Source organism: Pseudomonas neuropathica, assembly GCF_015461835.1.
Classification (GTDB): Bacteria; Pseudomonadota; Gammaproteobacteria; order Pseudomonadales; family Pseudomonadaceae; genus Aquipseudomonas; species Aquipseudomonas neuropathica.
Window position 1 is genome coordinate 127,124 of record NZ_JACOPX010000013.1, and the last position, 18,277, is coordinate 145,400.

General features: G+C 62.1%; 14 protein-coding genes. 5 read left to right on the forward strand and 9 right to left on the reverse strand.

Annotation, left to right across the window (positions count from 1 at the left end; all coding sequences use genetic code 11):
* Nucleotides 1-3: 3 nt before the first annotated feature.
* Entirely contained in the window at nt 4-4,857 is a 4,854-nt protein-coding gene (locus tag H8F23_RS19880; RefSeq protein ID WP_194935511.1) for a DUF4329 domain-containing protein, read from the forward strand.
* Between the two features lie 66 nt (nt 4,858-4,923).
* Here H8F23_RS19880 and H8F23_RS19885 read toward each other — a convergent pair whose 3' ends face one another.
* The 9 genes from H8F23_RS19885 to cbiE form a co-directional block, all read right to left on the reverse strand.
* Nucleotides 4,924-6,294: a PepSY-associated TM helix domain-containing protein gene (locus H8F23_RS19885; RefSeq protein WP_194935512.1), complete on the reverse strand. Its 1,371-nt coding sequence runs from the start codon at nt 6,292-6,294 to the stop codon at nt 4,924-4,926.
* 122 nt (nt 6,295-6,416) lie between these two features.
* A complete protein-coding gene (locus H8F23_RS19890) occupies nt 6,417-8,537 on the reverse strand; it encodes a TonB-dependent copper receptor (RefSeq protein WP_194935513.1) in 2,121 nt (706 codons plus the stop codon).
* Between the two features lie 85 nt (nt 8,538-8,622).
* Complete coding sequence (locus H8F23_RS19895) at nt 8,623-9,069, reverse strand: DUF2946 domain-containing protein (protein WP_194935514.1); 447 nt, start codon at nt 9,067-9,069, stop codon at nt 8,623-8,625.
* Between the two features lie 21 nt (nt 9,070-9,090).
* Nucleotides 9,091-9,570: a copper chaperone PCu(A)C gene (locus H8F23_RS19900; protein ID WP_194935515.1), complete on the reverse strand. Its 480-nt coding sequence runs from the start codon at nt 9,568-9,570 to the stop codon at nt 9,091-9,093.
* Between the two features lie 48 nt (nt 9,571-9,618).
* A complete protein-coding gene (locus H8F23_RS19905; protein ID WP_194935516.1) occupies nt 9,619-10,017 on the reverse strand; it encodes a DUF2946 domain-containing protein in 399 nt (132 codons plus the stop codon).
* A gap of 47 nt (nt 10,018-10,064) precedes the next feature.
* Nucleotides 10,065-10,376: a hypothetical protein gene (locus tag H8F23_RS19910; RefSeq protein ID WP_127925664.1), complete on the reverse strand. Its 312-nt coding sequence runs from the start codon at nt 10,374-10,376 to the stop codon at nt 10,065-10,067.
* Between the two features lie 341 nt (nt 10,377-10,717).
* A complete protein-coding gene (locus tag H8F23_RS19915; RefSeq protein ID WP_194935517.1) occupies nt 10,718-11,464 on the reverse strand; it encodes a cobalt-precorrin-6A reductase in 747 nt (248 codons plus the stop codon).
* Entirely contained in the window at nt 11,461-12,558 is a 1,098-nt protein-coding gene (locus H8F23_RS19920) for a cobalt-precorrin-5B (C(1))-methyltransferase (protein WP_194935518.1), read from the reverse strand. The genes H8F23_RS19915 and H8F23_RS19920 overlap by 4 nt, the downstream gene beginning before the upstream one ends.
* Nucleotides 12,551-13,762, reverse strand: a complete 1,212-nt coding sequence (cbiE, locus tag H8F23_RS19925) for a precorrin-6y C5,15-methyltransferase (decarboxylating) subunit CbiE (protein ID WP_194935519.1) — start codon at nt 13,760-13,762, stop codon at nt 12,551-12,553. Before cbiE ends, H8F23_RS19920 begins: the two co-directional genes overlap by 8 nt.
* Before the next feature lie 132 nt (nt 13,763-13,894).
* Between cbiE and cobG the strand changes: the two genes are divergently transcribed.
* The 4 genes from cobG to cobJ are packed head-to-tail and all read left to right on the forward strand — an operon-like array spanning nt 13,895 to nt 18,240.
* Complete coding sequence (cobG, locus tag H8F23_RS19930; RefSeq protein WP_324187894.1) at nt 13,895-15,190, forward strand: precorrin-3B synthase; 1,296 nt, start codon at nt 13,895-13,897, stop codon at nt 15,188-15,190.
* Nucleotides 15,183-15,809 (forward strand): precorrin-8X methylmutase, encoded by a 627-nt coding sequence (locus H8F23_RS19935; protein ID WP_093430238.1) that lies wholly within the window; start codon nt 15,183-15,185, stop codon nt 15,807-15,809. The genes cobG and H8F23_RS19935 overlap by 8 nt, the downstream gene beginning before the upstream one ends.
* Nucleotides 15,806-16,540, forward strand: coding sequence for a precorrin-2 C(20)-methyltransferase (locus H8F23_RS19940; RefSeq protein WP_371857758.1), 735 nt, complete (start codon nt 15,806-15,808; stop codon nt 16,538-16,540). Before H8F23_RS19935 ends, H8F23_RS19940 begins: the two co-directional genes overlap by 4 nt.
* A complete protein-coding gene (gene cobJ, locus H8F23_RS19945) occupies nt 16,540-18,240 on the forward strand; it encodes a precorrin-3B C(17)-methyltransferase (RefSeq protein ID WP_194935521.1) in 1,701 nt (566 codons plus the stop codon). The genes H8F23_RS19940 and cobJ overlap by 1 nt, the downstream gene beginning before the upstream one ends.
* Nucleotides 18,241-18,277: the final 37 nt, after the last annotated feature.

The following is an 18,277-nucleotide window of genomic DNA, read 5'->3' on the forward strand; positions in this document are numbered from 1 at the left end:
TATATGAGTGATGTGTCTGGCCGGTCCGGTGGCGCCGCAAGTTCTACGGCAACGTTCAAGCTGCCCCCTGTGAGTCCGGCGTTTCTGAGCGAAGAAGACGCCGCCTATTGGGTACATACACGGATTCCACTCAACCCGGACAAAGAATATGGCAGCGTGATTTTGCTGCGCCCGGACGGAAAATTCTTGGCCACCTCACCCATCCCGGGTGAAGCCACCCGCTTTGACTTTGGCACCATTGTGCCGACAGATGCCCGTGGCGACATGCTCCATCCACTGGGTTACCGATGTATCGCCAGCGTACACAGCCATCCGCCGATACATGACCAGTTTCGCAATGGCAATCGGCGTCAGGATGAAAATCTGCTTAGGCTGTTCATGAGCTTCTATTCAGGGGGCGATTTCATTGGTGATGTGTCGTCGCGGGATTTTTTCCGCAGCGCTTACCTTTCCGGGCCCGATGGCAGCTTGCTCAAATACGTGTCGAGCGGCTCGCCGGAGGAGCGCGACTATTTCCTCTGGCATCAATCCGGCGCGCCGTCTGGCGATGCGTCGGGTGCATATGACGTCATGGCGCTGATCAATAAGCTGGCGACCGTGGGTGAACTCAACGTTATTGTCTCGAACGCCGACTGGGGCCACTCCGTGGGCCGGGTACCTGCGGACTGGACCGCCGGCGCGGCGTTTTCCACTGGCGCGGTCACCGAAATGCCGCTGATGACGCGCGTTTGCGTCAATGCCGAGCGTGCCGTGCTTGCGGCACTGAAATCCAGAGGCGCGCAGACCGCCGGGCTGATCCTGAAAAAGCTCACTGGCGAAGAATATGTGGCGACCCATGCACGCCCAAGCGGGCTGGCAGCCTGGGACGCCGGGCACCTTTTCCCGCTGGACACCCAAGGCGATTTGCAACTGCCGCGGGGCTATCGGCTGGAAGGCTTTTACTTCGCCTCGCGACCCGATCCCAAACAATTTCCGCCTGTGCAGCCGTGGCTCTACGAAAACTTCTTCAGCCCTCATGACATGGCGGTGGCCATCGCCGCGTTTGGCCGCAACCGGCATCTGGCAAAGGTCGGACGCGGGTTATCGTTGTTCATGCTGGCGCACGATCAGGCCATGTTGAAATACAGCTTCAGCGGCACTCCGGTCGAAGCGGCACTCAGCGTCGAGTACGCTGACGGCACGATCAGTGACAACGGTCTGCAGGCGAGGCTATCGGCCGGAACCCTGCGCCCGCACGCGTTTGTCTCGATGCTGGTGCTGGCTGGAAAAGTCGAGGTTCTGCGGGGCAGCGCATTGTGGGCGAACCTGGGTGCGGTAGACCTGGAGTGGCAGCCCTTCAGTCATTTCCCCTGGCCAGCTTTGAGTCGGGAATTCCTGACCGCCGATGACGCGGCCCGTCATGCCCACGAGAAAATCGGCAACCGCCGTGACCGACAGTACGTCGGCTACATTTTTCAGCGCGACAATCGCTTCGTGGTTACCGAGCCGCTGCCTGGCGATATCGCTACGCTCGGGCAGAATCGGCTCTATCCGCAGGACAATAACGGGCACGCGATTTTTCCGGATGACCATCTTTTGCACGCACGCTATGTGAGCCACGTTGCATTGTCGAAGCTCGATCCTGCAGACGTCGATTACCCCAAGTGGACCTTTCATGAAGCGTTGCTGAGTCTGCAGATGTTCAGTGTCGATGAGATCAGACAGGTGCTGCTTGATCAGGTCGTGCTGTACGCATCAGCCGTACCGGACTCTCTGCTGCGGTATGAGTCCAACGGCTCGTCGTCAGCGCAGAGTCTGAGCAGGCGCCTTGGCACTCGGCACAATCCCGGTGCCTTGGCTACCGAGCTGGCTGCTGGCAGCAAGCGCCCACAAGACTTCATTCGTGAGCAAGCCGCCAGCGGTCGGTTGACCAGCCTTCTGGATAATCAATTATGGGGCTATCGCGGCCGGATAGCCCCGACCTGGTCTGTGCGAGAAGCGCCGCCTGATCCCGATGCGCCCGTCTGGCAGGTTATTCATGAGTTTCCCAAGCACACGGCGGAGCTTGCGGTCTCGTCGTTACCCGGGCACATCCGGCCTGCAAAGGATTTGCCTGCGTTGGCTTTACCATTGCCGTTACCGTGGCGCCGCCCGGCAACGGTGGCGTACGGTGCGGTGTTCGCTTCAGCGGACGAAGTGGCACAGAGTCAACATGCGCACGACCGACATTGGCAAGAAGAGAGAAGCGCCTGTTTCGGTTTCATCCTCAAACATCGTGAGCGTGACGAGTACATCGCCACTGAACGGGTTCCGGTCAGCGCAGCGCAGCGCAATCTGTTTGAGTTGGATAGCCTGTTTGCCTTGCAGCGAACTTCTCCTGGGTATCGATTCCCTGACGACTTCGATTTACACGCCAGCTGGTATTCGCATCATCACGTAGAGGGAGCGGCAAAAAGTCCGGATGACTGGCTAGCCCATTACTTCATTTCGCCGGATAACCTGACAACCGCGATGAGTTACGGACGCCGTCGTCCGGTAATAGCCTCTGACGTTCCGGTAGCGCTCTATATAGCGGCGCGCGATGGCGCCTTGTTGAAATACGCAGGAAACAAGTCCAGCAAGCTGTTTCATGAGGCTACGTCGCAAGGCGCGCTTGAGACCATCAAGAACGATCTGGCGTCCGGGAAATGGCAGCCGACCGATTTTGTTCATGAGGTCGCCAACAGTGGCGAACTCGCGGTGATGCGTGCCGGCATATGCTGGGACCGGACGGGGCCGGTCAAGGTGCCCTGGCAGCCATACGCCAATCTGCAGCGGCGCTGGCTCGGCCCGGTTTTTCAGACGGCTGACGATGCTGCTATCCACGCCAGAACGTTGCTTCCCGCTGTGACCGACAGCGTATATGGCGGCCTGATTCTGGAGACGGCCGAGAAGCGTTACGTGGCCACCGCGCCGATTGAAGTCAGCCATGAAGATTTCGAGGTCACCCAGGTTTGCCCTGAGGAAAGCCGAACCCAGGGATTATTTCCCGCCGATTGTCACATCGTGGCGCGCTACCGCTCGCGCATCACTCGTGAGGCGTCGCTGGTCGTATCGCCGGTTCAGAAGCAGATCTATCTGAACATGTTATCGGTCGATGTACTGGAGTCGGCATTCAACAGGCGCGGGGTGACAGACCGCTACCGCGTGCTGGCGGACGGCTCGCTGGTGCGCTACAAACCGGAACCATTGTACGAATACCTGTTCGCTCCGGACGGTTCGGTGCTCAGTTACCAGCCGCAGGCCGAGCTTTTTTCGCAGCTGCTTGGCCAGGGCGATCGGTTTGCCGCCGTTGATGCAAAAGCGATAATGCAAGGCTTGCGCAGCAGGCATTTACAGCCCGTGGAATGGATCAACGCTTTGGCCAAGGGGGGGCGTCTGCAGGTGATCAAGGGCAGCGACATCTGGGGGCTGCCACGCCGGGTAATTGTCTGGGCGCCTTATTCGACGGATCTTTTGCCGACGAGAGACTACGACAAGGCCCTGAGCAGACCCGCCTGCAGTCCACAGTTCGTTCAGGCAGATGCTGCCGCCAGATATGTTCACGAAGCGTCTGTGAGCCGGGAAACGGCGGCCTTCGGTTTCATTCTGGGTAATCCGGAGGGGATTTTTCTCGCAACCCTGCCCGTGGCGGTACAGCGTTCGGCGTTGACTCTGGATCGGGTGTTTGAACAGGGCGAGCTGGTTTCAGGTTTTACTCTGCACGGCCTGTATCTTCGAGCAGCGCTGCCGCCTTTGGGCGTGCGGTCTGACGATGTGCGCCAGTGCTTTTTTATGCCCAGCGAAATTCAGTCGGCGTGCGTACGGGCCGACACGCCGCAGGGATATCTGCCGATCTACTTTTCCTGCGCGGATGGGGCGTTGTTGAAACTGCAGTTGCATGCGTTCGAGCCAGGCGAGTTTTATGATCGGTTCGGACAGATCGAGTTTCGTCCCAATGCATTTGTATCAGTACAACAGGCCGCAGCCGATGAAAGGGATATTGCCAAAGGCACGTTCAGGATTTCTGCCTATGTTCACCGAATGGCACGAGCGGGCAAGTTAGAGGTTATCGAGAGCAGCGATCACTGGTCGCGACATGGCGAGGTGGGAGACAGTTGGCAACCACGACAGGTCGATGTCGGCCGTGAGCAACGCTGGCAGGAAAATCCGGTCCCGGCGCTGGGCCCGGTTTTCCATCACCCCGACGATGCTGCACGCCACACACAAAAGCGTGCGACCGAGTCCGTTTTCGATGTCGGCCATGAGAGCGCCATCCTGGCCTCGGCAACCGGCAGTCAATTTGTGCCGCTCGAACCCATGCTCTGGTCCGCACATGACCGAAACCCGCTGGCGCGGATATTCCTGTCGGCGAATGACGCATCGGCCAGTTGGCGACACCCGGCGCCGCATTATCCCGAAGGTTACACACCGGTCGCTGCTCATCAGTTGCACCTGTCAGGCAACACCACTCTGGGGCAGGACGCGGAGGAGGTGGGAGTCAACTTTGCCGCACCTGAGCTCGTGTACGCCCACACCCATGATCTGAAGAGCAGGGGTTTTGATATCCAGCATTATTTTTACTCGACGCCACATCAGGTATTGCTTAAATACACACCAAGTTATTCAGATGCCGAAAGGGATTTGTTGCTGACCCGATCGGTGTTTTTCCTGGACGGGCGCTGGACCAACCGGCTAAGTCCCGGGGAATTCATTTCACGTCTCATGGCACTCGGTGAGTTCCGGGTACTCGTCGCAGGACACTACTGGCGGCAGACCGGGCTGATAAGACGCGGCTGGAACCTGCTGCGCCAACAGCCGTCGCCCCAAGGCGCTGTCCGTGTCCGGGATGAGTTGTAACTGACGATAGCGGGTCTCGACAAAGGAGTGTGCCGCCGCCGGCGGCCACTCTTCGTTGAATCCGACTCAAGTCGAGACCGACTCAGTCCGCCCAACGCGCGACAGCAGCAGGCGGTCAAGCAACCACACCACCACCAGCGAAGCGCCCACCAGCGGGAACACCACCGCCAGCGCCAACATGATTAACACACCGGTTTTCCATTTCGGCAAGTCATGGCGCAGCGGCGGTACGCCGAATTTGCCCTGTGGCCGACGCTTCCACCAGATCACCACACCGCTGACGGCGCTGAGCAGAATCATCAGACAGATCAGCAGCACGACGATCTGGTTGAAGGTGCCGAACATCTTGCCCTCGTGGAGCATCACGCCGATTTCCGTGGCCCGCGCCACCGTGCCGTAGTGTTCGAAACGCACATCGGCGAGGACCTTGCCGGTGTACTGATCGACATGCAGGGTCGCATCGTTGCGCGGGTCATCGGCGAACACCGCGATGGTGAACACACCGGTGGCGGTGGTCGGCAGGGTGATGCTGTAGCCCGGCTCGACCTTGCGCTGGGTAGCAATGTTTTGCACGTCTTGCAGGCGGATGGCGGGTGCTGCTGGGCCGGCGTTGCTGGCGCCGTGGTTCATGTGTTCGGCGTGGTCGCCGGACATCGGCATCGGCGTGTTTTCCATCGCCCATGGCACAGTCTGGCGGGTGGCGCTGTTAAGGCTGCGCGCCTCGACATCGGAGGTCGGCACGTTGTCCCACATCGCCGCCGGGAACACGTTCCACACCTGGGCGTATTGCTTGCCCCAGAAACCGGTCCAGGTCATGCCACTGAGCAACATCACCAGCAGCAATGTTGCGCCCCAGAACCCGGTGACCGCGTGCAGATCACGCCACAGCACGCGGCCGCGACTGTTCAGCCGTGGCCACAGAATGCCCGCGGCCTGACCGCGTGGCCACCACAGGAACAGGCCGGACACCACCAGCACCACGCCCCACCCGGCGGCCATTTCGATGAGGCGGTCACCGACGGTGCCGATCATCAACTCACCGTGGATGGCGCGGGCGATGGCTTGCAGATTCTGCTTGGCATCCTGCTCGCCAAGGATGTCACCGTGGTATGGATCGACGAATACGTTGAGTTCATGGCCGGCGTTCTTCACCACAAACTGTGCGCTGCGCTCGGCGTTGACCGGTGGCAGGTATTGGGTGACCTGGCCTTGTGGATAAGCGCTTTTCACCCGCTGCAGCAGGTCATCGGCCGGGACAGTGTGATGGCCGGCGGGGACATTGAGCAGGCTGCTGTACATCAGCGAATCGAGCTGCGGTTTGAACAGGTAAATGATGCCGGTCAGGGCCAGCATCACCATGAACGGGGCGACAAAGAGACCGGCGTAAAAATGCCAACGCCAGGCCAGGTTGTAGAAATTCGGTTTGGGCTGTTTCATCACGTGTGCTCCGCTGGGCGAATTTTTTTAGATCAAAAGATCGCAGCCTTCGGCAGCTCCTACAGGGTGTATGCGCTCCCAGGTAGGAGCTGGCGCAGCCTGCGATCTTTTGACTTTTCTTGTTAGAAACTCATGTCGACCTTGGTCCAGAGCGTGCGCCCCGGTTCATTGATCGCTTGCGGGTCGTTGGCCGGGTAGCCGAAACCGGCGTTGCCCGCCAGGTTCAGGTGTTCGGCGTAAGCCTTGCCGAACAGGTTGTCGACGCCGCTGCTGACCTTCCAGTTCTTGTTGATCCGGTAGGCACCGTTGAGTGAGAACACGCCGAAGCCCGAACTCTTGTCGTAATCCTTGCCGACCACGTTGCCCTTGTTCTGATCGATACGGTTTTGTGCGGCAACTACCCTCCACAGTGCGCCGGCACTCCAGTTGTCTTCGCTGTAAGTCAGGCCGAAGCGTGCATCCAGCGGCGGCATCTGCGGCAGTGCTTTGCCATCGCTGCTGTTCTTGCCCCAGGCGTAGGCCAGGGTCGCATCGGCTTTCCAGTGGTCGGTGAGTCTGTACGCGGCACCGAGTTCACCGCCCATGATTCGCGCGTCAATGTTCTCGGCGCGCGAGGTGCTCATGCCCATCATTCCCGGGGTGTAATCAAAAAGGATGTAATCGCGCACCACGCCGATATAACCCGAGGCCCAGGCTTCAAGTTTGGCGCTCTTGTAGTTCACGCCAAAGTCGAACTGAGTGGTCTTTTCCGGTTTGATCGAATCGAACGCGTTGACCGATCCTGCCGGGCCAGACTTGGGCGAAAACAGCTCCCAGTAATCCGGGAAGCGCTGGGCGTGGCCGAGGCCGGCATACAGCGTGGTCGGGCTGTCGGCGAGGTCATGCTCGTAGCGGATGAAACCGCTGGGCAGGGTGTCGGCGCGGGTATTGTCGGCGGTCGGGTTCGGGCGAGTCATCATTCCCGAGCCGGTGGTTTGCCGGTAATCCTTGGCTGAAGCGCGGTCGACGCGGGCGCCGCTGATCAGCCGATCACGGTCGGCGGCGTACCAGGTCATTTCGCTGAACACGCCATAGTTATGGAAATCGGCGTCCTTGCTGTACGGCTGATCCTTGTAGGTATCGATGCCCATGCCGCTGCGCTGGCGGTGTTCGTTGGTCTGCGCGTCGAGGCCGGTGATCAGTTGGATATCAGCCCAGCGCCAGGTGGCTTTGATCCGTGCGCCGAGGGTGCGGCGGTCGACATTGGATGCCATTGGGCCCGCCATCATCCCGGTGCCGGACGGCGTGCGCAGGGTGTAGTTGTCCATCACGTGGTCGGCGTAGTTGTAGTAGACCTGCGCTTCGAGTTTTTCCAGCACGTCGGTGATGTTGGATTTTTCGAAACGCAGGCCGAGGCTTTCACGCAGGAACTGCGAACCGTCCATGCCGCGTCCGGCATAGCGCGCTTCGCCGTCGCCCTTGCCGGCGGTGAGTTCGATCAGGGTGTCGGCGTCCGGGGTCCAGCCCACTGCGATGTCGCCGTTCCACTTGTCGTAGCGCGAGGCGACGATGTCGTTGTTGCCATCGCGGTAATCGTCGGAATGCGCGGTGTTGCCGATCACGCGCACGTAGCCCAGCGGGCCGCCGGCAGCGGCATCGACAACCTTGTCGAAGCGGCCGTGGGAGCCGGCCAGAATGCTCGCGTTCACGCGGGTGCCGAGTTCGCCGAAGCTCTCTGGCTCACGATCGAACAGCACCGTACCCGCCGACGCGCCGGGGCCGTAAAGCACGGTTTGCGGGCCTTTGATCACGGTGAGTTTGTCGTAGGTTTCCGGCGAGATGTACGAGGTCGGTGCGTCCATCCGGCCGGGGCAGGCGCCGAGCATCATGCTGCCGTTGGTGAGGATGTTCAGGCGCGAACCGAACATGCCGCGCAGCACCGGATCGCCGTTGGTGCCGCCGTTGCGGACCAGGGCAAAACCCGGAATGGTCTTCAGATAATCGCCGCCATCACTGGCCGGCACCGGTTGGCGCGGGTCTTTGGGGGTGGTGACGATGGTCAGTGGCGAACTCGGGGCGATCGCGGTAATCACCGTCGGGCTCAGTTCTTCCTGGTGGCCGGTGTGATCATCGGCCAGTACCAGCGGTGACAGCAGGACGCCGCAAAGGACGGCGGTAGCGTGCCTGAAACGAATCCGCGATTCGTTCAAAGCGAAGGACGCCGGGGCAACGCCCGAGCGTGGAACAGCAGCAAACCTGGACATGACAATTTCCATCAAACAGTCGTAAACGACACGGCCGGCAGCCTGAAGCTGTCTTCTCAACCGTGTGCAATCAGAGGTGCGGTATTTACGCTGTGACGGGCGGGGCGCGGGTGCGGGCGCCGGGGAAGAAGGTCTGCCGGGCGTGGCCCAGGCGCGGGGAGGGCGGGGTGAAGGTGTTCAGCGGCGCGATGTTGAAGGCGACGAAATCACCGCCCCCAGTCAGCGCCGGACAGTTGAACAGCAGGCTGCAGTAGCCGCACTTTTCCCACAGCACGTGGTGCGAGGATTGCGGTGGGCAGTGTTCGGCGCTCGGTTTTGCATCATGGCCCGCGTGATCCATGCCCGGCATGTCCATCGACATGTCCATGCTCAACGGCATCGATGTCGAGGCGTGTTGATCCATCGGCATCGACTGAGAAATCAGTGGGCCGATGAAAATCATCAACATGGCGAACAGGGCGATCCAGCTGCCGCGAGTCAGGTGTTGAGTCTGACGGCGTTGCATTGGCGGCCTGGCGCTCAGCGGGCGCATGGGCGGAGTCTGCCGGAAGGCTTACTGGGCGTGCGCGTGGGCCTGTGTGGTTTCCGGCGGTTTCTTCTGCACCGAGACTTCGACGGTGACGTCACCGGCCTTGTAGAAATGCAGGGTCAGCGGGAAGCGCTTGCCGTCGCTGAGCAGGCTGCGATCGGTCGGGTTGAGCAGCATCACGTGATAGGCCATTGGTGCAAACGTCACGTTGCCGCCGGCCGGAATGGCCACGCTCGGCACTTGCTGCATTTTCATCAGATCGCCCTGCATCACGTGTTCGTGCAGTTGCGCTTCGGGGGCAATCGGCGAGTCGACGCTGAGCAGGCGGTCGTCCGTCTTGCCGGCGTTGTGAATGATGAAATAGGCGGCGACCGTTGGCGCATTCGGCGGCAGCTCTTGCGACCACGGATGAGCGATTTCCAGCTCGCCCGCTTTGTATTCGTGAGCATGGGCAAAGCACGCCGGCAACAGCAGCGCAGCGACGATGATGAGTTTGTTCAACATGGCAGTTCTCCAGAACGATTTGAAACGCAGGTCAATTGCGCGAACAAATCAAACCAGAGGGGAGGCGCGGGGATTGAGACTCGGCCATTGCTGGCGCGGCGTGGGTGTTTGCAGCAAGGCGGGTGCCACACTGCGATTGCTTTCATAGCGGGCGAAATACAGCTGCGGCGAATGCCCCGGCAGCGCCACCAGTGGCGCCGAGCCTGAGCAGCACCAGCAATGCTGCATGTTCGAATGTGTATCGTTGGTCGGGGCTTTTTGATCGATGGTGCCGATGTTGATCGCCACCATCTTCGTCCCGCTGCCGGTGCAGAAACTGCTCCAGAGCAACTGTTCGGCCGGTGAATTGGCCGCCTGCGCCATCGCCCCGGTCATCGGCATGGCGAGCATGTTGAACAGCACTGCAAAGCAGGCGATCCAGGCAATTGCTAGCCGGTGTCGGTTCATGGGACAGATCCATTGGGTGGGCGATCAGGCGCGGCTATTTAGCCTGATCAGGGCCGATAAGTAAAAAAGCGTCGTGCGGTTTGGTGTCGCAGCGCTGCCTGCAAGAGCTTGAGAAGCCTGCGCCCCAGCTCGATTTCGCCGTTATAAATGAGTGTAGCGGCTTCGATTCGCATTGCCTGGGCGAAATTCGAGTCGCTTTCTATTCGTGCACGAATGGTCTGCTTGTAGTCTCGGAGCGCCACCCGGTTGAGCTGCCCATCGCCCGAGTCTTCGATCTCACAACCCTTGATGTATTCGCTAAGATCGGCAGGCGTTTTGAGGTAATCCTTGACGTCGAAACGGGAGAATTTTTCTGACATTGGATATGTACGCCCTTGGAATCAAAGACGTTGAGCGTAGAGGTGGACGCTGAATGCCGATAGTCAGTGATTCGTTAAGTTGTTGTGGGCAGTGTCCGGCGCGTTTGTAGGATTCAGGTCAGATATCCGGCCGAGCCCGTGACATTGTGGGAGCGAGCCTGCTCGCGAAAGCGGTGGGTCAGGCAATGATGTGCAGACTTTGCCGACGTTTTCGCGAGCAGGCTCGCTCCCACACTGTTCGGTGGCGACCACATTGCCTGTTCACCCCGCGAACCCAGTGGAAGCGGCGGTGCGACGATTCGACTTGCCGGCGCAGGCGGCCGTGAGATCTGTGCTTATTTTCAGATACGGTTAAAGGTCGCGAGGGCAGCGAGGGCAGCGAGGGCAGCGAGGATTTTGTCGACCGAGGCAAATTCCCGATCAACCCCCGGCAACCCCGGTCGCTTCAACACAATCACCGGTACCCCACGCTCGCGCGCCACCTCCAGCTTGGGCTCGGTGGCAGTGCTGCCGCTGTTCTTGCTGATCAGCACATCGATCTGCCGTCTTTCAAAAAGCACCCGCTCATCCTCCAACAGAAACGGCCCACGCGCGCCGATCACTTCGCAGCGTTCATTGCCGGGGTAGACGTCGAGGGCGCGCAAGGTCCAGAACTGGTCCTGAGGGATTTCATCGAGGTGTTGCAGCGGTTCACGGCCGAGGGTGAACAGCGGTCGGCGAAACGGCTTGAGGGTAGCGATCAACTCGGCCCAGTCGCTGACTTCGCGCCAGTCATCACCGGGCTGCGGCTGCCACGCCGGACGGCGCAAAGCCCAGCAGGGGATGTCGGTCAGTCGTGCGGCGGTCGCGGCGTTCTGGCTGATCTGTGCGGCATACGGATGCGTGGCGTCGAGCAGCAGATCGATGCCTTCGTCATGAATGAATTGCGCCAGACCTTCAGCGCCCCCGTAGCCACCGACGCGCACCTGACAGGTCAGGTCCGTCGGCACCCGGCCAACACCGGCGAGGCTGTAGATATGTTCTGGCCCGAGCGTGCGGGCAATCGCCAGTGCTTCGGTCACGCCGCCGAGCAGCAATATGCGCTTCATGCAAAACCTCCGGCCTGCCCGACAATGCCGCCCTGACGATCAATCGCAAACACCTCGACCTGCACCTGCGGCGGCACCACGCTGCGGGCGAAATTCAACGCATGGCGGCAGACCTCATCACCGAGGGCGATCCCCGCCGCACTGGCCATGGCCAATGCCTGCTGGCTGGTATTGGCCTCGCAAATGCTTTGTTGCAACGCCTCATCGGCGCCAATCGCCGCCGCCCACTCAGCCAGTTGCGGCAAATCGATACTTGAATGCCGCGAATGCAAGTCCATGTGCCCGGCGGCCAGTTTGCTGATCTTGCCGAAGCCGCCACACAGGCTGAGTTTATCCACAGGCACTTTGCGCAGATGCTTGAGCACCGCGCCGACAAAATCGCCCATTTCGATCAGAGCGATTTCCGGCAGGTTGTAGACCCGGCGCATGGTGTCTTCGCTGGCGTTGCCGGTGCACGCGGCGATGTGCAGATAACCGTTGGTTTTCGCCACGTCGATGCCTTGATGGATCGAGGCGATGTAAGCCGCGCAGGAAAATGGCCGGACGATGCCGCTGGTGCCTAGGATCGACAAACCGCCAAGAATGCCCAGCCGTGGATTCATGGTTTTCAGCGCCAGCGCTTCGCCGCCCTCGACGTTGACCGTGACGTCGAAGCCGCCGGCATAACCGGTTTCGGTGGCAAGCAGTGTCAGGTGATCACTGATCATCTTGCGTGGCACTGGGTTGATTGCCGGCTCGCCGACACCCAGCACCAGTCCCGGCCGCGTTACGGTGCCCACGCCGGCGCCGGCATTGAAACGAATCCCCGGTTCACTCAGCAGCCGCACGCGCGAATAGAGCAACGCGCCGTGAGTCACGTCGGGATCGTCGCCAGCATCCTTGATTGTGCCGGCCTCGGCGCCGTCATCTGTCAACCGGCAGAACTCCAGACGCATCTGCACCTGTTTGCCTTTGGGCAAGACGATCTGCACCGCATCGGCCGCCAGTCCGCTGAGCAACAGGCGCGCGGCGGCCAGGCTGGTCGCGGTGGCGCAGCTGCCGGTGGTCAGGCCGCTGCGCAGGGGCGCGGGTTGTTCGGCGGTTTCGTCACGCATCGAGGGGTTTGACCAGATCGAGCAGGGTGATCGGCAGTGCCTGGCGCCAGGTGTCGAACTCGCCGAGTGGTTGCGCTTGGGCAACATGGATACGCGTCAGCTCGCCGCCGAAGCGTTCGCGCCAGTTCATCAGGGCCATTTCGCTTTGCAGCGTCACCGCGTTGGCGACCAGACGGCCACCGGGTTTGAGCTGTTCCCAGCAGGTTTCGAACACGCCTTCACGGGTCACGCCGCCGCCGATGAAGATGGCGTCCGGGCGTTCCAGTCCCGCGAGTGCCTGCGGGGCTTTGCCGCGAATCAGTTGCAGACCGGGCACGCCCAGTGCATCGCGGTTGTGCTCGATCAATTGCTGGCGACCTTCGTCGGCTTCGATGGCCAAGGCGCGGCAACTCGGGTGCGCACGCATCCACTCGATGCCGATCGAGCCGCTGCCGGCGCCGACATCCCAGAGCAGTTCGCCGGGGGTCGGGGCGAGGCGGGCGAGGGTGATGGCGCGCACGTCGCGTTTGGTCAACTGGCCGTCGTGCTGGAAGGCCGAATCCGGCAGTCCGGCGAGACGCGAAAGGCGCGGGGCCTGTGCGTCGGCCAGACATTCGATGGCGATGACATTGAGGTCGGCCACGGACGCGGCATTCCAGGCATTGGCGGTGCTGTCGATGCGCCGTTCGGCGTCACCGCCAAGATGCTCAAGCACGCTCATGCGACTCGAACCGAAGCCGCGCTCGCCGAGCAATTGCGCGACCGCCGCCGGGCTCTGGCCATCGTTGCTCAGCAACAACAGGCGCACGCCGCTGAACAATTGCGCATTGAGCGCCGCCAGCGGTCGGGCCACCAGCGACAGCGTCACCACCTCCTGCAATGGCCAGCCGAGACGGGCGGCGGCCAGCGAGCAGGACGACGGGGCGGGCAGGATCAGCATCTCTTCGCTTGGCACCTGGCGGGCGAGGCTGGCACCGACGCCGAAGAACATCGGGTCGCCGCTGGCCAATACGCAAACTGCTTCGCCACACTGTTCCAGCACCGGCGCGAGGGAGAACGGGCTCGGCCACAACTGCCGTTCGCCGCGAATGCACACCGGCAACAAATCCAGTTGGCGCTGGCCACCGACGATCCGCGAGGCGCCCAGCAGGGCACGCCGGGCGTTTTTGCCCAGGCCCTTGAAGCCGTCTTCACCGATTCCCACTACCGTCAGCCAGGGTGACATCTATATTCCTCTAAACACGCCGTTCCGACGGGCAGTCTTTTCATGCCAGCGGACAAAGCAGGCATAATACCGCGCCTTCGCCCGCGAAGCGCCTTTCCCACGCAGCCGGTCAGCCCCTTGAACGAACGCCCGATGTCCACCGCCTTACGCCCCTCGGCCTGCCCGGGGTTGCTGCGTATCGTCCAGGCACTGGACGGCGGCATCTGCCGGATCAAGCTCAATGGCGGTTCGATCAGCGTCGATCAGGCCGACGCGGTGGCCGATGCCGCCGAACAGTTCGGCGGGGCGATCGAGGCGACCAACCGTGCCAATCTGCAGATTCGCGGGATCGGTGAGCAATCTGCGGCACTGATCGAACGCTTGCTCGCCGCCGGTCTCGGCCCGCGCACGGCGGCCGGTGACGATGTGCGCAACCTGATGCTCAGCCCCGCTGCCGGCATTGATCGGCAGATGCAGATCGACACGCGCGGCCTCGCCGGGCAGATCCTCGATACTTTGCAAAGCCATCCACGGTTCCACGAGCTGAGCGCCAAGTTCGCCGTGCAACTGGATGGTGGTGAAGCGCTGGCGATGCTCGAACATCCCCACGACCTGTGGTTGTCGGCATTCGCGCGTGACGGTGAAACCTGGCTGGCGTTCGGCCTGGCCGGATGCCCGACAGATCGCGCGGTCGGCGCGGTGGCGCTGGAGCACGGCCATGCGTTGGTGGTGGCGGTGCTGGAGTTGTTTCTGGCATTGGCGCGTCCCGAGCAGACGCGCATGCGTCATTTGCTCGATGAATTGCCGATGCCGGCGTTTCTTCAACAACTGAGCGCACGTTTGCCGATCAAGCCGATCAGCGATTGGCAGCGCACCGCCGAGGCGGACGATCTGCACATCGGTGTTCATCCGCAAAACAATGCGGGTCAGGTGTATATCGGTGCGGTGCCGGCGCTGGGCCGTCTCGATCCGGCGATGCTGCGCGGGGCTGCGCAACTGGCTCGCCAGTTCGGCAATGGCAGCCTGCGTTTCACGCCTTGGCAAAGCCTGCTGGTGCCGGACGTCAAAGCAAGTGATGCGGCTCAGGTGCAGGAAGGTCTTGAGCAACTGAACCTGTTGACCCGCGCTACCGAGCCCCTCGCACGCTTGATCGCTTGCACCGGGACCAGTGGCTGCGGCAAAGGCCTGGCCGACACCAAGCAGGATGCCCGCCATCTGGCGACGCTGCTGCCCACGGCCGTCAACGCGCATCTCAGTGGCTGCACGCGCTCTTGCGCTGCCGCCCACTGTGCCCCGGCGACGTTGCTGGCCGTCAGTGCCGGTCATTACGACCTCTATTTTCGCGATGCGACGCTGCCGGGTTTCGGCGCGCTGCACGCACGCAACCTTACTATTGAAGCGGCCGCGACCCTGCTCGCCGCCCGCTCTCGGAGCCCCTTTGATGCTTGATTACATCCGCGATGGTCAGGAGATTTATCGCAACTCCTTCGCGATCATTCGCCGCGAGGCCAATCTGGCGCGCATCCCGGCCGATCTGGAAAAACTCGCGGTGCGGGTGATTCACGCCTGCGGCATGGTCGAGGCCATTGACGGTCTGCAGTTCTCCGAAGGTGCCGGCAAGGCCGGGCGCGATGCGCTCGCCGCCGGTGCGCCGATCCTCTGCGATGCGCGGATGGTCTCCGAAGGTGTGACCCGTGCGCGCCTGCCGGCCAACAACGAAGTGATCTGCACCTTGCGTGACGAGAGCGTGCCGGAGCTGGCGCGCGAGCTGGGCAATACCCGTTCCGCCGCCGCGCTGGAACTGTGGCGTCCGCACCTGGAAGGCAGCGTAGTGGTAATCGGCAACGCGCCGACCGCACTGTTTTATCTGCTGGAAATGCTTGACGCCGGCGCACCGAAACCGGCGCTGATCCTCGGCTTCCCGGTGGGGTTCGTCGGTGCCGCCGAGTCGAAAGCCGCCCTGGCCGCCGACAGCCGTGGCGTGCCGTTCGTGATCATGCAAGGCCGCCTCGGTGGCAGCGCCATGGCCGCCGCCGCCGTCAATGCCCTCGCCACGGAGATCGAATGATGCAGGCCAAAGGACGTTTGCTTGGCCTGGGCGTCGGCCCGGGGGATCCGGAGCTGATTACCGTCAAGGCCCTGCGCCTGTTGCGCGAATCGCCGGTAGTGGCGTACTTCGTCGCCAAGGGCAAAAAGGGCAACGCGTTCGGCATCATCGAAGCGCATCTGCAACAGGCGCAGAACCTGTTGCCGCTGGTCTATCCGGTGACCACCGAAGCGCTGCCGGCGCCGCTGTCCTATGAGCAGGTCATCAGCGATTTCTACGACGAAGCCGCCGAGACGCTCGCCGCCCATCTGGATGCCGGTCGCGATGTGGCGGTGATCTGTGAAGGTGATCCGTTCTTCTACGGCTCCTACATGTACCTGCACGATCGCCTCGCCACTCGTTATGAAGCCCAAGTGGTGCCGGGCGTGTGCTCGATGCTGGGCGGCGCTTCGGTGCTCGGCGCTCCGCTGGTGTATCGCAATCAGAGCCTGTCGGTGCTTTCGGGCGTGTTGCCCCATGAAGAGTTGAAGCGGCGTCTGGCCGATGCCGACGCGGCGGTGATCATGAAGCTGGGGCGCAATTTCCCCAAAGTGCGTCAGGTCCTCGAAGAACTGGGGCTGGCCGAACGCGCGCTGTATGTCGAGCGCGCGACCATGGCCAATCAGAAGATCGTGCCGATGGATCAGGTCGAGCCGATGTCGTCGCCGTACTTCTCGCTGATCATCGTGCCGGGCGAACGGTGGCAAGGCTGATGACTCAATCTACGCCAGCCATCGTCATTCTCGGCCAGGGTAGCCTGGCCACCGCACGGCGCATTCAGCAGGTCTATCCGGCGGCGCAGATCCACGGCCTCGCCGGGCGCGTCGAAGGCGCCGATTGCACCTATCAGGAGTTCGGCGCGACCTTGCGCGCGTTGTATCAGCAGGACACGCCGATCATTGCCCTGTGCGCGGCCGGCATCGTCATCCGTACGCTGGCGCCGCTGTTGCTGGAAAAGGGCGCCGAGCCTGCGGTACTCGCCGTGGCCGAAGACGGCAGCGCCGTGGTGCCGCTGTTGGGTGGCCTCGGCGGGGTGAATGTCATGGCGCGCGACATCGCTGCCGGGCTGCAAGTCGCAGCCGCGATCACCACCAGCGGCGAGTTGCGTTTTGGCACGTGCCTGCTCAACCCTCCGAGCGGTTATGCCCTGGGCGATCTGGAACTGGGCAAGCGTTTTGTCTCCGACCTGTTGGCCGGTCACAGCGTGCGCATCGAAGGCGCGGCGCCGTGGCTGGATCAGGCGCAATTGCCGGAAGATCCGCAGGCGCAGCGCTCGATTCATGTCGGCAGTGCCGCGCGTGAGGTGAGTGACAGTGAGTTACTGATCTATCCACGCAGCGTGGCGCTGGTGGTGAGTGCCGACACAGCGGACCTGGCGAGTGCCGTTCGCAGTGCGTTGCAGCAGGCGCAAATCGCCGGGCAATCGCTGGCCTGTCTGCTGGCCAGCGAGACGCAAATGGCTTCGCCACTTTTGCGTGAAGCGGCGCTTGAGCTGGGTGTGCCGCTGCGCTTCGTTGCGGCGCAAAGCGACATCGAAACTCTGGCTCGTGCCGCAGTGCCTGAGGCTAAAGTTGTGGTCAGCCACGGCATGGCAATCGCGGTCGCCGAACAGCCGTTGGATGTTTCCAGCATTGGCCGGCCACGCGGCCGTCTCGCCGTGATCGGCCTCGGCCCCGGCGCTGCCGAACTGATGGTGCCAGCGGTGAAGGCCGAACTGGCCCGCGCCACCGATGTGCTCGGCTACGAGACCTATGTACGCATGGCCGGGCCGTTTCGCGACGATCAAGTGCAGCACTGCACCGACAACCGCGAAGAGATGCAGCGCGCCCGTCACGCCTTCCGGCTGGCCGCCGAGGGGCGCTCGGTGATTGTTGTGTCATCGGGTGATCCCGGCGTGTTCGCCATGGCGGCGGCGGTGCTCGAAGCCTTGCACGAGTCGACGGACCCGGCGTGGCACAGCGTCGACCTGGAAATTCTCCCGGGTGTTTCCGCTTCGCTGGCCACCGCAGCACAGGCCGGTGCGCCACTGGGCCATGACTTCTGCGTGATGTCGCTGTCGGACAATCTCAAGCCTTGGTCGATCATCGAGAAACGTCTGGATCTGGCCGCTGAAGCGGATCTGGCGTTGGCGTTCTACAACCCGATCTCCCGTGCACGTCCGTGGCAACTGGGCCGGGCGCTGGAGATTGTCGCGCAGCATCGCGCACCTGAAACTCCCGTGGTATTGGGCCGCGACATCGGCCGTCCGGGCCAGACCCTGCGCGCCACGACACTCGGCGCCTTAACCCCCGAGCAAGTGGATATGCGCACCATGGTGTTGATTGGTTCTTCGACCACCTGCACCTTCCCGCGCGGCGACGACGGCGTCTGGGTTTACACCCCGCGCTGGTACGGTGAAAAACCCGGGGCGTGAGAATGTCGTGTTGAGCGTCCAGCGCAGTTGTAAGCAA

Coding starts and splice junctions, on each gene's coding strand:
- H8F23_RS19880 (WP_194935511.1), top strand. CDS start 4: ATGAGTGATGTGTCTGGCCGGTCCGGTGGCGCCGCAAGTTCTACGGCA.
- H8F23_RS19885 (WP_194935512.1), bottom strand. CDS start 6,294: ATGAAACAGCCCAAACCGAATTTCTACAACCTGGCCTGGCGTTGGCAT.
- H8F23_RS19890 (WP_194935513.1), bottom strand. CDS start 8,537: ATGTCCAGGTTTGCTGCTGTTCCACGCTCGGGCGTTGCCCCGGCGTCC.
- H8F23_RS19895 (WP_194935514.1), bottom strand. CDS start 9,069: ATGCGCCCGCTGAGCGCCAGGCCGCCAATGCAACGCCGTCAGACTCAA.
- H8F23_RS19900 (WP_194935515.1), bottom strand. CDS start 9,570: ATGTTGAACAAACTCATCATCGTCGCTGCGCTGCTGTTGCCGGCGTGC.
- H8F23_RS19905 (WP_194935516.1), bottom strand. CDS start 10,017: ATGAACCGACACCGGCTAGCAATTGCCTGGATCGCCTGCTTTGCAGTG.
- H8F23_RS19910 (WP_127925664.1), bottom strand. CDS start 10,376: ATGTCAGAAAAATTCTCCCGTTTCGACGTCAAGGATTACCTCAAAACG.
- H8F23_RS19915 (WP_194935517.1), bottom strand. CDS start 11,464: ATGAAGCGCATATTGCTGCTCGGCGGCGTGACCGAAGCACTGGCGATT.
- H8F23_RS19920 (WP_194935518.1), bottom strand. CDS start 12,558: ATGCGTGACGAAACCGCCGAACAACCCGCGCCCCTGCGCAGCGGCCTG.
- cbiE (WP_194935519.1), bottom strand. CDS start 13,762: ATGTCACCCTGGCTGACGGTAGTGGGAATCGGTGAAGACGGCTTCAAG.
- cobG (WP_324187894.1), top strand. CDS start 13,895: ATGTCCACCGCCTTACGCCCCTCGGCCTGCCCGGGGTTGCTGCGTATC.
- H8F23_RS19935 (WP_093430238.1), top strand. CDS start 15,183: ATGCTTGATTACATCCGCGATGGTCAGGAGATTTATCGCAACTCCTTC.
- H8F23_RS19940 (WP_371857758.1), top strand. CDS start 15,806: ATGATGCAGGCCAAAGGACGTTTGCTTGGCCTGGGCGTCGGCCCGGGG.
- cobJ (WP_194935521.1), top strand. CDS start 16,540: ATGACTCAATCTACGCCAGCCATCGTCATTCTCGGCCAGGGTAGCCTG.